This window comes from Paraburkholderia fungorum (genome assembly GCF_046027215.1).
Taxonomy (GTDB): domain Bacteria; phylum Pseudomonadota; class Gammaproteobacteria; order Burkholderiales; family Burkholderiaceae; genus Paraburkholderia; species Paraburkholderia fungorum_D.
The window spans coordinates 401,538-417,837 of the sequence record NZ_JAQQEN010000001.1 but is presented as its reverse complement, the minus strand read 5'-3'; the positions used below and the strand labels follow the sequence as shown (position 1 = coordinate 417,837).

Sequence of the window (16,300 nt, the reverse complement as noted above, 5' to 3'; positions counted from 1 at the left end):
GGAAAAAACATGACGCCAGGGAGGCACATGGAGCCGAGTTCGCTCACAGCACAATCTTTATCGAACGAAGACCTGAGCGCGCTGCGGCGCGCGAAACACGAGCTGGAAAGTCCTGCGCTCGCGATGAAGCTGGCCAGCATCGTCGGTGCGCCGCTCGAGAAGCTGCTGTCGCGCATGCCCGCTTTCGCCAACGAAAAGGTCACCGATGCGACCGAACTGGCGTTGCGCAAGTGCCTGTCGATTGCATTGCGCACGCTGGGTCGGCAGGACGGCGCGTCGCCTCTGATCGTGCCCGACAAGCCGAGCAATCTGTTGCATAAGTTCGCTGTGGCGACCACCGGCGCAGCCGGCGGCGCATTCGGACTGTTCGCTCTGCCGGTCGAGTTGCCGGTCACGACCACGCTGATGTTCCGTTCGATCTGCGACATCGCGCGCAGCGAGGGCGAGGATCTGAGCTCGATCGATACGCAGTTGCAATGCCTGACCGTGCTCGGCATGGGCGGCACATCGAAGGCCGACGACGACGCCGATTTCGGCTACTTCATCATGCGCGGCGCACTGGCGCAGGCGGTCTCGAAGGCTTCATCCGAAATTGCGACGAAAGGCTTCACCGCGCACGGCTCAGCGGCGTTGCTGCGGCTGCTCAACACGATTGCCGCGCGCTTTTCAGTGCAGGTGAGCGAGCAGATCGCCGCCAAGTCGATTCCGGCGATCGGCGCCGTGCTGGGCGCAATGGTCAACACGGTGTTCATCGACCACTTCCAGCAGGTCGCGCACGGTCACTTCACCGTGCGTCGACTCGAACGGCAATATGGTGCGGACGTGGTCAAAGCCGCCTATCAGACGATCGACATCGCGCTCGACGCCTGAACCGCGGGGTGGTCGCCGCTCGTCACGCGTCGCACGAAAGCCGCGGCGTGGTCGAGCGCGCGACCCGCTTCCGGAATGAATGGCGCGAACATCGGCCAGACATGCGGCATCTTCTTCCACACTTCGAGCTCGCACGCGACACCGGCCGCGCGTGCTTTATCGGCGACGCGTTGCGAGTCGTCCAGCAACACCTCGGTGCTGCCAGCCATGATGAAGAGCGGCGGCAAGCCGCGCAGGTCGGCATAGACCGGCGATGCGTACGGATGTGTGGCGGGCGTATCGCCAAGGTAAATCTGCGCGGCGAGCGCGATCGCGGATCCGCTGAACATTGGGTCGAGACCGTCGTTGCTGCGGATGGTAGCGCCAGCGGCGGCCAGATCGGTCCACGGCGAAAACAGCAGGCACCCCGCCGGCAAAGGATCGCCGGCGTCGCGCAAGGCGACCAGCGTGGCGAGCGCGAGACCGCCGCCCGCTGAATCGCCTGAAATCACGATCGACTCAGGCGGCCGGCCAGCGGCGAGCAACTGACGATAGGCCGCGGTCGCGTCGTCAAGCGCTGCCGGGAAGCGATGTTCTGGCGCCAGGCGGTAGTCGAGCGAAAACACTGGTGCGTTGGCGCGCGTCGCCAAACCGAAAACCAGCGAGCGATGCGTGCGCGGCGAACAGAAGTAGTACCCGCCACCGTGGAAATACAGCACCGTCGGCTCATTGCCCGCGGAGCTCGCTCTGTCGGCGCGTTCGATCCACTCGCCGTGCAATGGCTGAACGTGCGGCCCATACAGTTCGCGCAAACGCCAGCCGCCCGGCACGCGCGGCGACCAGACGCGCTTGGCCGTCAGCGCACGCGCCTTCTCGACATTGATGCGCGGCTTGAGAGTCTCCGGTCGAAACTGCCGGCGCAGATACCAGCATGCGAGTGCGCTTTGCCAGCTCATCGGGACACGCTCCTTCGATAGGTGTCCCGTCATGGTACGTGCGTTCGCCGGCGCGCCGGTGGACGACAGCTTCTAATCCTGAAAACAGCCCGCGCCAACGGATGCGGGCTGCCGTTCGCCTAGTTCGCCGGCAAGACCTGCCCGCGAATCTCACCCATTGGGTTCTCTGCCGTATGGATGTTGAAGTACCACTGCCCCGCCATCAGATCCGTCACCTGCTGTTCGGTGAGCGCGGCCGAGCCTTTGATCGGGGCGGCGAGCGCGCCCTTCTCGATCGGCACCTGGACCTTGGCGTTCTGCCCCACCGGCGCGGGACCGTGGAAATGCGCGGCGGTTGCCGGGCCGCTCAAGCCCTCGTAGGTGACTGTCCATTGCAAGGATTTGGTCGACGTATCGAACGTGGCGTTCAACATGCCATGCCCGTGACTCACACGCGGCGGCACCTCGCTGGAAGGTTCGAGGTCCGCCTTCAGGGCCACCGTATCCGCAAAGGCCACACCCGAGGCCAATGCCCACACCACCACGGCAAAATTCAGTTTACGAAGCGCGATCATGGTCTTCTCCGGACTTGATGCACCGCCGCACCGAAACCTCGGCTACGCGCGGAGCCACCACATACTAGTGCAAATCCTTCGAACATGTTTGGGCGATATGCCGTGCGTCTCACGCAGCGTGCTGCTCTCGCCCACAAACGCAAACAAAGCACTGCGAGCGATGCTTTTTCCTTCCCACAATTGACGTCTGACGCTTAGAAGCGGTGACGGATACCCGTTGTCACCACAACCTGATTCTTGTTCGACGACGGCGCGTCGGTGCCGAACACTTGCGTGCCTGCCACATTACCGTCGGCGCCGATATGCGCGACACCTTCCGCATACAGGTCGGTACGTTTGGACAGCGCGAAATCACGCGGATCCGCTAAGCGGGGCGCTCGTGCAGGTGTTGCCCAATTATTGGATCAAAGGTGGGGGAAAAGAAGTGTCGCTGGTCTATCCCGGACGCCGGCACGTGTCCGCCAAGACACGCTCTTTTGTCGAATTCACGGTCAACTATTTCCGCAGCAATTCCGTGCCGGCGTTTTCCTCTATATTTTTGAAGAGTTAATTGCTTATTTCGTAGTGAATCTTTTACGCCGACACGGCTATGCTTCGTCTGCGAGAAGTGACTCCTTCATCGAAGGAAGTCTCCAAATCTTTTAACGCGGCTTCGGCCGCGTTTTTTTTCGTCGTCGCGTTTCGTACACGGTCATGCGCGCCGATACCGCTACCCAAATAGGCAGTGCGATGACGACTTACGCGAGCAGCGCGGCCTGCTCCTCGATGCCGGCCAGCATTGCGTTGCACTTGCGCATCAGTACCAGTCCGTCGTTGCGCAAGCGCTCCGGCGTTTTGACCGTAATATCGCGGCGATAGTCTTCGAGAGCTTTCAGCAGCGGCGGATACCGCAGCACGCTCGCCGCTCCCACTACCCGGTGATGCCACTCGCGCAAGCGCTCAACCTCTCCGTACTCGAGTAACGGCGACAGCGCTGCAACATCTTCGCGCACCGAAGTCACAAAAGAATCGAGTAACGCCTTGACGGTCGACTCACTACCCCATAACTGCGTCATGCTGCTGAGGTCGACCGGAACAAACGGCTCCGCGCCATCCTGTGCTGACAGTCCGGAGGCCAGCGGCACGTTAGCCGTTTCGCCGGGCGCGGCTTGCCATGCGCTATCCGAGCCGAACCAGCGATTCAGGTAGTCGCGCAGCGTGGCAAGCCGCGTCGGCTTGACCAGACAGTCGTCCATGCCCGCGTCGCGACATAGTTTCAAGTCCTCAGGTGCCGTGTTCGCGGTTATGCCCAGGATCGGCAGGGGATACGCGCCGCCCTGCTCGTTCTCCCGGACGCGCCGCGCCAGTTCATAACCGGACAGATTCGGCATGTGGCAGTCCGTAATCAGAAAGCCGTAGCGGGTTTGCTCGAGCGCCACGAGCGCCTCGGCGCCGTCGTTCACCACGTCGCAGGCAAAGCCGAGCAAGGCCAGTTGATGACGGATCAACTCCTGATTGACTGGATGATCCTCCGCGACAAGAATTAGCCGCCCGCTGGCAATGGCCCGTTCACGATCCGGCGGCACGGCGCCCCCTTCAGGCGTGCGCGGCATGCCCGCGGAACGCGGCGCCACCGCCGGCAAACCAGTCATCGCGGCAGCGCACGCCGCGCCGAGACCGCGCCACGAAAGGGGATTGATGCTGACTCGCACGTTATCGTCCAGAATTCTGTAGCCGGTCGGCTTCGGCTTTTCGGTCAGACTGATAAGCCGCGCGCCTGATCGGACACCCGCAGGCAACGCCACGTCTTCATTCACGAAAATCATATCCACGTCTGCGAGTATCGCGGGATCGCAAAGTTCGGCCGCATCAGGCGATACGTGGCGCAATTCGAGTCCGAGTGCCTGGCCAAAATGCACCAGCGCTTGCGCGACCCGCGCGTCGCCAGTTGCCACGACACCGCGCTTGCCGCGCAAACCGCTCACGGAATAACGCTGAGATTCGACAGGCATGGTGAGCCGCACCGTCATGCGCGTGCCGACGCCTGGCTCGCTATGCAACGCCAGTGAACCGTTCATCAGATCGATCAGCTTGCGACAGATCGTCAAGCCCAGACCCGTACCGCCGAAGCGGCGGGTCGTGGACGACTCCGCCTGTACGAACGGCTCAAACAGCCGCGCCTGCACGTCCGGCGCAATGCCGATGCCGGTATCCTCGACGGTCATCTCGATAGTCTGGGCACTGCCCGTTTGCTCGACAATCGAAACCAGCACCTCAACCTCGCCTTCCGACGTGAACTTGATGGCGTTGCCAAGCAGGTTGAACAGAATCTGCCGCAACCGCACGCTGTCGCCTCGCAGCGTAGCGGCGACTTCGGGCGCAATATCCACACGTACTTTCAGACCCTTCTCGTGGGCACGGCCCGCGAGAAGACCGACGGCGTTGTCGACCATTTCGCGCAGGTCGATAGGCTCGGCCTCAATGGTCAGCCGCCCCGCTTCGATTTTCGAGTAGTCGAGCAAATCGTCCAGAATTTGCAGAAGTGCACCCGCCGACTCATGGATCATGCCCAGCATTTCCCCCTGGTCTGCATTGAGGGGCGTGCGCTCCAGCACTTCGACGAGACCGAGCACACCGTTCATCGGCGTACGGATTTCATGGCTCATCATGGCGACAAAGTCGTCTTTGGCGCGCGAGGCCGCTTCGGCTACGTCGCGCGCGCGCGCGAGTTCCTCAGAACGTGCGTGATCCATGCTCGCGTCCACCCAATAGCCACTCCATACAACGCTGCCGTCCTTCTCGCGGCGTGGCACCAGTTCCGCGCGGGCCCACTTGAGACCGTGCCCGGCCTCGAAGCGGAACTCCATATCGACCGGCGTCTCACAGCGGGCCGAGCGTTCCAGTTCCGCCAGCACGAACGGCCGGTCTTCCTCGCACACGCGGTCGAAATCGATCTGCTCACGGGTCACCACCGACGCGCCGTTGGCGCCCAGCAGATGCCGCGTGTCGCCACCGACATACGGAAACGAATACACACCGTCCGCGGTGCGACGAAGTTGAAACACGACGGCCGGCAACGACCGCGTCACGTCGAACAGGCGCAGCTCGGTTTCACGCGCAAGCATTTCGGCACGCCGAATATCCGTAATGTCGACCATCGTTCCCAGCACGCAACTTGGTTTGCCGTCGGCGCTACGACAAACACGGGTCCAGAACAGGCCATGGCGCAAATCTCCCGTCGTACGTTCGAATTGCAGTTCCACCTGCACCGGCTCGCCGCCTTTCAGCATCTTGCGTGTCATGTCTTCGAGGACGCAGCTGTTGTGTTCACCCCATGTAAGCACATCCAGAGTGGTGCGCCCGATGATGGCTTCGCGTCGCAAACCAGACGCGTCTTCATACGCCCGGTTGACTGCGATGTAATAGCCGTCCAGGTCTTTGGCCACGAGCGGATAAGGAACCATTTCCATCATGGTTTCCTGAAAATTCAGTTGCAACGCCAGTTGGCGCTCGGTCTGTTTGCGTAGCCTGACTTCGCGTTGCAGCAGCAGATAGGCGCGCAACGTGACCAGCAACACGATGCCGATGCCAATCAGCAACGGTAGCAGACGTACCGCGGTAACGCTCCATGTTCCCCCTTCTCCCGCGCTGCCCGTTACCCACTTCTGGCGGATGCGCTGCTTCTCGGCAGCCGGCATGGTCAACAACGCGCGGTCGATCAGCTCGGCGAGCGGAGTCAGGTCCGGGCGGACAGCAAAGCCGAGCGCGTCGGATTCCCCCACCGTCCCAAGGATCTTGAGTACACCCGCGTACCGCTGCTTGAGCAGTATGTCGACGGCTGCCACATTGCCTACCAGCACGTCTGCCCGTCTGTCTTCGACCATCTGTAGCGCGTCGTCGAGAGTGGGCACCACCGCGATGTGGGACTGCGGGATCGTGCCTGCCGTCAGCGAAGCCGATCCGGCGATATGAGACGACACGACGATGCGGCGCGACGCGAAATCCTCAAGCGTTCGCGCGGCCGGTTCGTCTTCACGCCCGACGATCACCAGCGGATAGCTTTCATACGCACGCGTGTGCTGCGCGGTCTTCAAACGCGGATCCTTGCTGGAGGACGTAGCGAGCATGGCGAGATCGCCATGCTGGAAGGCCTCGATGGCCGCCGGCCAGTTGGCTGTGCGGGCCCGGGTGAACGCAACGCCCAACGCGTGGCTGAGATAGTCGAGATATTCGGCGGCGATACCGGCTGGACGCCCTGATTCATCGATGTAGCTGAAAGGCGGCCAGCCGTCGTCAAAGCCCACCTGCAACGGCGGCAGCGATGCGAGCCATGCCCGCTCGTCCGGTGTGAGCACGAGACGCCGTGACGCGGACGCCGCGTGTACGTCAAAGCTACCGGATAGCCAGCGAGTGCGAATCGCCATATCGTCAGCCGGATTTATCGACGCCAGCGCCCGGTCTAGCTGGTCGCGCAGCGCGGTGTGACTACGCGGCACCGCGAAGCGCAGTTCTGCGATCCGGTTACGTTCCTCGAACGCCACGCGCAGGCCGCGGAACTCCGTGGTGGCCAGCTCATATTGAACTGCCGGGGAGAACCCGAGATAAGCGTCGGCATCGCCTTTCGCGACCGCCTGCAAAGCCGCATGCGTGCTTGCGAACGATTCGACCTGGGCACGCGGAAAGCGCTCGCGCAATGACCTTTCCAGCGCAAAGCCCTTTTCTGTTGCGAGGCGAGCGTTAGCCAGCTGGGCGGCGCCGGTGGACACGTTATCGTCGCGCCTGACCGCCACAGAAGTGGAGGCCCGAAAATACGGTGCGGTGAAGCTAAGGCAGCGCTCCCGCTCCGAGGTGCGGGCAAGACTCATGACGAGGTCTACGTTGCCGGCGCACGCTGCGGCCAGCAATTGCGGCATATCCGGGAATGCTTTGGCTTCGATGATGACGCTCGGCCCCACCAGTGAGCGCAGATAGTCCGCGCTCAAGCCCGTCAACTGGCCATCTTCGAGCGCCTCGAACGGCATCCAGCCGCTCGCCAGCACCCCAACGGTCAATTTGGCGGGGAAGGCGCCTGCTACTTGCTGCGGCGACGAATCGGCGAACGGGCTGGCGACGGCAGCCGACATGTGCGCCGCGACAATCGCAAGCGCCACGAGCAGAAACCGCCCGACGTGTCGCAGCGCCCGACTCCACGCGACACTCGTCTTGAGTTCGACAGTTGATGACATGAGTAAACGCTCCGCGCCTGTCACGCGGCTTCGCCCGGGTTGCGGACGAGCTCAGTCGCCTGTCGCGCGGATTTGCCCCAGCAAAAGGAAAACATGACGCCGGCCGCTACACCGCCTAACATCGGAGCGGCCCAGAACAACCAGAGCTGGTCGAGCGCCCAGTCGCCGACGAATAGCGCCTGCCCGGTGGAACGGGCGGGATTGATCGAGCCGTTGGTGACCGGAATCGACACCAGATAGGCGAGCATCAGGCACGCGCCATTGAGAAGCGGCGCAACCGATTTCAAACTCCGCCGGCAACCCGTCATCAGACTGACCATCACGAACGCGAACGACAAAACAAGCTCAACGACGAGCGCCGAATGAAATTGATAGTCACCAGGAGAATGGTCGCCAAAGCCGTTCGCGCCAAATTCGCTCGCGGCCAACTCGAAGCCGGGCCGGCCGCTTGCCACGTACGCCAGTAGCGCCGCGCCGGCAATCGCACCGAGGATGTGAGCGGCGATGTAGGGCAAGAGGTCCCGAACCGGAAACCGCTGCGCGACCGCGAAGCCAACCGTGACGGCCGGATTGAAATGCCCGCCGGAGATCCTGCCGAGCGTGTAATGCGCCGCGGCCAGCGCCAGACCGAACGCAAGCGAAGCTTCGAGCACACTGTAGCCTTGCTGAACGGCGCCGATGTTCAGCACGATGCTTCCGCATCCGATGAACACTACCCAGGCCGTTCCGGCTCCCTCGACCAATAACCGCTTTCCTAGCGCTACCATCCGGCCCCCAGTTCATTTTTGCGCAAGGCGGACGGCGCTGTATCACAAACACAAGCCTTCTGCCCCTATGGCTACAACTCAGTCCCATTCAGCGTGGCGAAATGACGCTGATCGTCAGTTGAGCCAGAGAAAAACAGAGCCGCAGGTAATAGCTAACTATGAGATGGCGAGGCCGCAGGACCAATCAGACGAGTCTTAAAACCCTAAGAACCAGTCGACAAATTAGGTCAACGCTCTCACAAGCCCGTCAGGCAAGTCCTATCTGTCTCGCGTATTCGATCAGATCGTTTTCGGTGTCGAGCCCGAGCTTGCGCATTGCGCTGCGCTTTTGCGTGCTAATGGTCTTGCCGCTACGCTGCAGGCGTGCCGCAATCTCATGGACCGCGAGGCCTTGCACATAGAGTTGGAAGACTTCCCATTCGCGCGCGCTCAGGGCGCCCGCACGAGGCTGGGGCGGGACATCGGCCGCTTTAATGGCGGCGCGCGCGTGCACCGACAGATAGACATCGCCCGCAAGCGTCGCCTCGATGGCATTGATCAGCGCATTCGCGGTGTCGCGTTTGTCGACAATGCCCGTCACACCAATATGCAACAGACCGGACAGCATGTGCGCATGCGAGATCATCGTCAGCACGACGATGCGAGGATGCGGCCTGGCCCGTAACAGCCTCCGCAGGAACGACACGACGTTGCTAGCGCCATGAATGCCCGGCATGCTGACATCCGATACGACGACGTCGCAAGGATGGGCGTCGAGCAATTCGGCGAGCGTGTGCGTGTCGGGCGCCTCGCCGACTATTTCGATATGCGGCACACTTTGCAACAGACGGCTTATGCCGAGACGAACGCAAACGTGGTCGTCAGCCACGATGACGCGGATCTTTTGTGTCATTTTGTTGTTGTCTTATCGACTGACATGCCCTGCACGCGATGTGCATCCCCGGGTGATGTCAAGTACATCCTATGTAAAAAAAATTCTTTTGGGCCCCCCCCCCCCTCGGGGCGCCCCCACGCCTTTTCGATTCAGCGTCTGGTTTGAATCCGGTCTTCCGAGATCACGCCGTGATAGACCGCGAAGCGAAATAACTCCGCGTCGGTATGAAGGGCGAGCTTGCGCATGGCGGTACATTTCTGCGCGCTGATCGTCTTGACGCTGCGGTCGAGCCGGGAGGCGATTTCGGTCACGCCAAGTCCGGAAGCGTAGAGGGTGAACACCTCGAGTTCACGGCGCGACAACATCTGCCGCACGAAGTCGAGACGCCGTGCCTCCGCTGCGTCTGAGATCAACGCGCGCACCGCCGGCCCGATATAGCATTCACGCGCCAGTGCCGTGACGATCGCGACGTGGATCAGATCAAGTCGGTCCCGCTTGCTCACCAGCGCATTCACCCCCAGCGCTATGACCTGCTGCAACGTCTCAGCTTCAGTTTCCATGGTAAGGACGACGAGCGCGACGCCCGGGTGCCGCGCTTTGAATTCCCGGACGGATTCCAGTCCGTCACCGGCTGACCCTCCAGGCATGTAAAGATCCATTAAAACGAGATCGCACGGAATGCGATCGGCTTCCTTCAAAAGCTCCGTGACGTCGGCCGCACGACCGACGATCTGCATGTTCGGATAGCCCAACATCAAATTCTCGATCGCCAACAGGACAAGTGGATGATCGTCCGCGATGATGGTTCGAATAGGTGCACTTATTTCAGCGTTGTCGTTCATTATCTTTTTCTCCCCCGTACCTGGAATTTCCATTGCTCTCTCCGGAACAACTGGCCCTGCGGCGATCATTAGGCATTTCCTTTCATTTAGAAATAAGATCGCTCCGAATTGCATCAATATCCTAACCACGCAATTGTTTAGACATGCGATTCAATCTCTGTCAATTCCGCGGGCGCGGATGTAGGAAAAAAGTCCGGGGTCGTTGGCCACGCCGAGTCTCACCATCACTTCACGCTTTTGCCGACTGACCGTGCGGCGATGACATCCGAGCACCGCCGCAATCTCCGCGATCGACTGGCCACGTGTGAGCATTCTTATAATTTTGGCCTGACGGCTGGACAGGCGGGGCATAGGCGGCTGTTCGCAGATTGTGTTTTGCGGATCGTCGAGTGCATGGATGATGGAACGGCCGACGTAGACTTCATCGTTCCCGGAGGCCTCGATCGCCCGCCAGAGTTCACTTATTGCCTCCATTTTTCCTACTGTACTGACGTCACATTCCGACACGATGGATCGCAGAATCTCCGCATTTATCAGGGTCGTCATCACGACGATGCGCAACGATGGCCACGTACGCCGGATTCGCCTGACAAGCCCAAGACCATCTTCGACAGCACCGGATAAATCCGGCATCGAGAGATCGGTGATGAGCACGTCGCATGGTTTGCTCCGCAGGAGCTCGATCAACGAGGTGGGTGTGGCGGCCTCGCCGACAATCGTTACGTCGGCGTGCATCTCCAATGCGGCACGCACACCAAGCAGGACTAACGGATGATCGTCCGCGAGAATGACTCGAAGGTTCACTGTGATTTCTCTCGTTTGTTGTAGGCATAATCTGCGAATGCGTAAGCGGCCAACAACCTGCGTCACGCACGCACTAACGACTTTGGATTTTTGACTGCATACCAGGGGCGGCCATAAAACCATCACTACAAACAGACGAAAATCAGAACGTTCCGAATCAGCACGATAATTCGATAAATCAATGCACTCCGATCAGAACAGGAGTACATAATTTATTCGAAGTGAATAATCTAAATCCTTACACTGCGAAAGTTCAGCGATTCATTGCCTGCCCGGCGTCACGAGCCCGCGCCGTTGCCAGCTTGTCGGCATGAGGCGCACGCGGAAACACCGGCCACGCGATTAGCGCACACGCACTGGCAACCGCCCACATCATCGGCCACGATCCCAGCGAGAGCAATGGCGGAATGGCAAGTGGTGTCACGAACAGCATGAGAAAAACACAGGTATTGCCGATCGCGAGTGCGGTACCCGCACGGTTTGTGCCTGCGAGCGTCGCAAGTTCCGTGAAGGCGACGCCGTGCCATGCCGACGCGCACACACCGCCCAGCACGATCATCAGCGCAAAAACCGCTGTCATCGCCGCGTGGTACATGCCCGCCAGTCCCGCTACCAGCGCGAGCGATGCGAACAACCCCGCGGTCAGCAGGCTGCACGCGCGCATGTAAGCACGACGGTTGCCGCGCCGGTCGGTCCATCCGCCGCTCCAGACCCGGGCGATGGCCGCACCGGTTTGCACCGCGGCCATCGTCACGCTGATTGCCAGCACGCCGGCGCGACTGAAATCGTGGAGGAAGACGGTTCCGAATGTCACGACCGCAAGCTGCGGCACGCATAGCGCGCCGGCGCCGAGCGCGACGCGCCAGATGCGGATGTCGCGTAACGGCGAAACGCTCGCCGGCGCGCCGCTCGCACCGGTACGGTTGTGAGTTGCGCGAGCCTCGTCCACTTCAACGTGCGGCGGCTCGTGCAGCCAGCGCCATGCAAACAGAGCAGTGATCGCGCACGCCATGGCCAGCACGGTGTACGCACTCGCAAAGCCGAATCTCGACGCGAGCGCTGGCAGCATCAACGCACCCAGACCGCCGCCGGCCGGCACCGCGGTCTGCCGAATACTCATTGCGAGGCCGCGCTCGCCTTCGCGAAACCAGGCCATCACCGCCCTGCCGCTGGACCCGTTGACGCTGCCACCAAGCAGGCCGACCAGTAACAACCCGAGCGCGAGTGTCGCCTCGCCCGGCGCGTGCGTGCCGGCCGGCACCACAAACAATGCCAGCCCCGCTAGCGCCGCCGCCGTCGAAAGAAGCCCGAGCAACAGCACGCGACGGTCGCCCCAGCGGTCGGTGAGCAGCCCCCATGGCAATTCGCTGATCGCAATACCCAAGCCGAGCATGCCGAGCACCAGTCCCAGCCCGGCATTGTCGAGGTGGTAGCCCGCACGCAAGAACACGGCCGTCGTGGGTATGCCCGAAAACGCCGCAGAAAAACTGGCGTTCGCCGCGAAGCCGACCCCCAGCACTTTCCACCGATGACGCGCTGAGCGCTCGGTCGAAGTCCGCCCGCCAGCTATTGACTCATGTCCCATGACACTCCCCTGTCCAAATGAAATTGGAGGTATCCTACGGCTGGGTCAACCATCGGAAAAGCCGGAAATTTAGATGATATCCATCGGATATGCCGAATCATGAGTCAACGAGGATTCGACCTGACGCAGTTGCGGACTTTCGTGGCCGTCGCCGAATCGGGAAGCGTCTCGGCTGGCGCGGAGCGCGTGTTCCTGTCGCAATCGTCGGTGAGCGAGCAGTTGAAGAAACTCGAGGAGCGCGCCGGCCAGCCGCTCTTTGTACGCGGCAAACAGGGCGTGACCGCAACGCCGGCCGGCAGCCGCCTGCTCGATCACGCGCGGCGCATCCTCGCGATGAGCGAAGCAGCGTTCGAAGACCTGCAAGGCCGCTCGCTTGACGGCGAACTGCGTATCGCCATCACGGATTACTACCGTCCGCACGATATCGCTCGCATTCTTAAGACGTTTTCGGAGCAGCACCCGCGCCTGAAGCTGCACGTCACCGTGTTGCCAAGCGCCGTGATCGACAGCAACGCCGGCGACGACGCATCGTTCGACATCGGTCTCTCGCTGCGACTCATGACCGGAAACACGCGCGCCAGCGGCCGTCGCGCAGAAGCACAAAGCACGGTAGTGCGGCGCGAGAAATTGCTGTGGGCCACCGCAGCCGATGCAAGTCCGCGACCGGCCACGCCCTATTCGCTCGTCCTGCTGCCGTCGAGTTGCCAGTTGCAGCGTTTCGTCGTGAAGCTTCTTGACGAGCGCAAAGTGCCCTATCTGGTGTCGCATTCCGCTTCCGGCGTGGCGGGCTTGCAACTGGCCCTGAAGGCAGGGCTGGGCATTTCCTGTCTGAACGAATCATCGATCGGTGCGGGGGTGGTGGCGTGTCCGCCGAGCGTGGGACTTCCCGCATTGCCCGCCGTCGAGTTTCATCTGCTGCCGGGGCGACTCGGCGAAAGCGAACGCGTCACCAATGCGCGCACGGCATTGATGCGACTCTTCAGTTGATGCGCGCCACGACGGTTCAGGCAGAAACTCGAGACGCGCGTGGCGCCCGTCTCAAGTGCATTTCACGTTGTCGTGCGAACTCAAATCATGCTCAATAAGAAATGTTGAAAGCGGTTCAGGCGGCGCCTATGATGATCAGGTGTGCAGCCGATTAACCTTTCATTTTCCATTGACGCATCGGGTGAATTCCTGCACTCTGCTACTCGCTGTCAGACGTACCGCGTATTAAATCGCGCAACCCGAAATGTGCCATGCGGCGCATTCATGTGGATAATTGTTTTTAATAAAGCAATCGCATCGCCGCTTCGATTCAACACTGAGCCTTCCAAAAAAATAAGTCCGTTTCGATTTGCTGTTTTTGCAGTCGTTATAAAAGAAAAAATTGGCTGGGTTGTCATGCATCAGACATCGAATGCATGAGAAATAAATCGAGAAAAACCGTTCCCCAACGAGGTTTGGCGTGCATCGCAGAACTATCGGATCTTCGATTCTATTTGCGCTTTACGTTATGTGGAGCGGCGCGGCATTCGCAGCCGCTGACGCATCCAGCGCCATGCCCTCGGCCATGGACGAACGCGTGCGCGCCTGCACCTCGTGCCACGGTGTGCAAGGCCAGGGCCTGAACGACGACTACTTTCCGCGTATCGCCGGCAAACCAGCCGACTACCTGTTCAATCAGCTCAGTGCGTTTCGCGACGGTGGCCGTACGTATCCGCCCATGGGTTACCTGCTGGCCTTTTTGCCCGACGACTATCTGCGCAAGATCAGCCAATACTTCGCCGACCTGCAACCGCCGTACCCGAATGCCGATCACACCGCCGTCGCACCCGCGGTACTCGCTGCCGGCCAGCGTCTTGTGACGCAAGGCGACCCCGCGCGCAAGATACCGGCGTGCATCGCGTGCCACGGAGCGCGCATGACCGGCACGCAGCCTGGCATTCCCGGCCTGCTCGGCCTGCATGCGAGCTATATCGCCGGGCAGATGGGCACGTGGCGCTCAGGCACACGCCATGCGCTCGCGCCGGACTGCATGCACTCGATCGCCGTCAAGCTCACGGACAAAGACATCACCGCGGTATCGAGCTGGCTCGCGCGCCAGCCGCGTCCGGCCGATCCACGCCCCGCACCGGCCTCCGCTGAACGGCTGCCTCTCGCATGCGGGAGCCAACCGCAATGAAGCCGATCCTCCGCTCTATATGCCCTGCTTTGCGCGCCATGATGAAAAGCCGCCGCTTAGCTGCATCGCTCGCATCCGGCGTGCTCGTTGCCGGACTCTATGCCGCGCTGTCGGTCTCAGCTCACGCGCCTCTGGTTGATGAAGTGCGTGCGGCCGAAGCCGTACCGGCTGCGTCGGCTGCTGGCGAGAATAAAGCCGACAGCCGCCCCGACATCGTCAAACGCGGCGAGTATCTGGCGCGCGCCGGCGATTGCGTCGCCTGCCACACGGCGCCGCGCGGCAAACTGTTCGGTGGCGGTCTCGGCATGGAAACGCCGTTCGGCACGCTCTATTCGCCGAACATCAGCCCGGACGCGCAATACGGTATTGGCACATGGAGCGAGGAAGCGTTCTTCAAGATGATGCGTACCGGCCGCAAGCCGGACGGCACGTTGATCTACCCCGCGATGCCGATCGCGCAATACACCAAGGTGACGCGCGAAGACTCGAACGCGATCTTCGCCTATCTGAAGACCGTGGCGCCGGTGCGTGTCCCGAACAAAAAGCATGAACTGCGTTTTCCGTTCAACCAGCGCAACCTGCTGTACGGCTGGCGCACGCTGTATTTCCGCGAAGGCGAGTTCCAGCCCGATCCGACCAAATCCGTCGAGTGGAATCGCGGCGCCTATCTGGTTGAAGGTCTTGGACACTGCACGATGTGCCATACCAAGATCAACATGCTCGGCGGTTCGTCGCAGAGTGAACAGTTCGCCGGTGGCCTGATTCCGGTGCAAAACTGGTACGCGCCCTCGCTGACTTCCGACAAGGACGGCGGTCTCGGCGACTGGAGCATCAAGGACATCGTCGATCTGCTGCAAGCGGGCATTTCCGATCGCGGCGCGGTGTACGGGCCGATGGCCGAAGTCACCTACCACAGTCTGCAGTACATGACCGACGACGACGTCAAGGCGATGGCCGTCTATCTGAAGACGCTGCCGGACAACGACCGCGGCCGCAAATCGGGCCCGTCCGCGCCAACCAACACCAACGTGTTCGCGCTCGGCGAAAAGATCTACGCCGATAAGTGCGCGCTATGTCATGGCGCGAAGGGCGAAGGCCAGTTGCAACACTACCCGCCGCTGGCCGGCAACCAGTCAATCGAAATGGACTCCGCGGTGAACCCGATCCGCATCGTGCTGAACGGCGGTTTCCCTCCAGGCACCATGCGCAATCCGGAACCGTACGGCATGCCGCCGTTCGGTCAGGAACTGAACGATACCGATGCCGCTGCCGTCGTCACCTATATTCGTACCGCCTGGGGCAATCACGGCAAACCTGTGACGTCCCGCGAAGTCAACGAGTTGCGCAAGGCGCCTTTGCACTGAACCTCGTTTGCGGCGCTGCTTGCCACGGTGTTTCGTCTCGCGTTGTGCGAGGCGCGCTGGCGGGTGACGGGTGGTCTGACTGACGCCGCGCAGTTCGTCGCGCATGCGCCGCGCCGAAGCCGAAGCTGAAGCTGAACCGCCGCACTGGAGAATCTTTAAATGGAAGCGAACGATAACCGCAACGCGGCCCCGCCTACGGATGACGAAGTGGAACGCGTCGTTGCCGCCGGCCCGCATGGCGCGATCGCCGTGGCCGGCGTCGCCACGCTGATCGTTATGGCGCTCTGGTTCGGCTTCTACTTTCTTGTGTTTCTTCCGCGCGGCGTCATTCACTGAT

The 16,300-nt window shown here is 61.4% G+C and carries 13 protein-coding genes; 5 read left to right on the top strand and 8 right to left on the bottom strand.

Features of this window, described 5'->3' with window-relative positions; translation table 11 throughout:
• Window positions 1-27 precede the first annotated feature (27 nt).
• A complete protein-coding gene (locus PQR27_RS01880; RefSeq protein WP_408525378.1) occupies window positions 28-870 on the top strand; it encodes an EcsC family protein in 843 nt (280 codons plus the stop codon).
• Here the strand turns inward: PQR27_RS01880 and PQR27_RS01875 are convergent.
• From PQR27_RS01875 to PQR27_RS01840, 8 genes are all read right to left on the bottom strand, one after another.
• Entirely contained in the window at window positions 840-1,805 is a 966-nt protein-coding gene (locus PQR27_RS01875) for an alpha/beta hydrolase (protein ID WP_408522035.1), read from the bottom strand. The genes PQR27_RS01880 and PQR27_RS01875 overlap by 31 nt on opposite strands.
• 119 nt (window positions 1,806-1,924) lie before the next feature.
• Window positions 1,925-2,359 carry a CHRD domain-containing protein gene (locus tag PQR27_RS01870; protein ID WP_408522034.1) on the bottom strand — a complete coding sequence of 145 codons (435 nt, stop codon included), beginning with the start codon at window positions 2,357-2,359 and terminating at the stop codon, window positions 1,925-1,927.
• 737 nt (window positions 2,360-3,096) lie between these two features.
• Window positions 3,097-7,563: an ATP-binding protein gene (locus PQR27_RS01865; protein ID WP_408522033.1), complete on the bottom strand. Its 4,467-nt coding sequence runs from the start codon at window positions 7,561-7,563 to the stop codon at window positions 3,097-3,099.
• Window positions 7,564-7,583: 20 nt separating this feature from the next.
• Complete coding sequence (gene aqpZ, locus PQR27_RS01860) at window positions 7,584-8,330, bottom strand: aquaporin Z (protein WP_408522032.1); 747 nt, start codon at window positions 8,328-8,330, stop codon at window positions 7,584-7,586.
• A 247-nt stretch (window positions 8,331-8,577) separates the two neighbouring features.
• Entirely contained in the window at window positions 8,578-9,222 is a 645-nt protein-coding gene (locus PQR27_RS01855) for a response regulator (protein WP_408522031.1), read from the bottom strand.
• Window positions 9,223-9,353: 131 nt separating this feature from the next.
• Window positions 9,354-10,046: a response regulator gene (locus tag PQR27_RS01850; protein WP_408525377.1), complete on the bottom strand. Its 693-nt coding sequence runs from the start codon at window positions 10,044-10,046 to the stop codon at window positions 9,354-9,356.
• 150 nt (window positions 10,047-10,196) lie between these two features.
• Window positions 10,197-10,850 carry a response regulator gene (locus PQR27_RS01845; RefSeq protein WP_408522030.1) on the bottom strand — a complete coding sequence of 218 codons (654 nt, stop codon included), beginning with the start codon at window positions 10,848-10,850 and terminating at the stop codon, window positions 10,197-10,199.
• Window positions 10,851-11,103: 253 nt separating this feature from the next.
• Window positions 11,104-12,435 (bottom strand): MFS transporter, encoded by a 1,332-nt coding sequence (locus PQR27_RS01840; protein WP_408522029.1) that lies wholly within the window; start codon window positions 12,433-12,435, stop codon window positions 11,104-11,106.
• Window positions 12,436-12,534: 99 nt separating this feature from the next.
• Between PQR27_RS01840 and PQR27_RS01835 the strand changes: the two genes are divergently transcribed.
• The 4 genes from PQR27_RS01835 to PQR27_RS01820 all read left to right on the top strand — a co-directional run bounded on the left by PQR27_RS01835 (window position 12,535) and on the right by PQR27_RS01820 (window position 16,299).
• Window positions 12,535-13,422, top strand: coding sequence for a LysR family transcriptional regulator (locus tag PQR27_RS01835; protein ID WP_408522028.1), 888 nt, complete (start codon window positions 12,535-12,537; stop codon window positions 13,420-13,422).
• A 460-nt stretch (window positions 13,423-13,882) separates the two neighbouring features.
• A complete protein-coding gene (locus PQR27_RS01830; RefSeq protein WP_408522027.1) occupies window positions 13,883-14,599 on the top strand; it encodes a c-type cytochrome in 717 nt (238 codons plus the stop codon).
• On the top strand, window positions 14,596-15,963 hold the full coding sequence (locus tag PQR27_RS01825) for a c-type cytochrome (protein ID WP_408522026.1): 1,368 nt from the start codon (window positions 14,596-14,598) through the stop codon (window positions 15,961-15,963). Before PQR27_RS01830 ends, PQR27_RS01825 begins: the two co-directional genes overlap by 4 nt.
• Window positions 15,964-16,122: 159 nt before the next feature.
• Complete coding sequence (locus tag PQR27_RS01820) at window positions 16,123-16,299, top strand: cytochrome c oxidase subunit 2A (RefSeq protein WP_408522025.1); 177 nt, start codon at window positions 16,123-16,125, stop codon at window positions 16,297-16,299.
• Window position 16,300 lies beyond the last annotated feature (1 nt).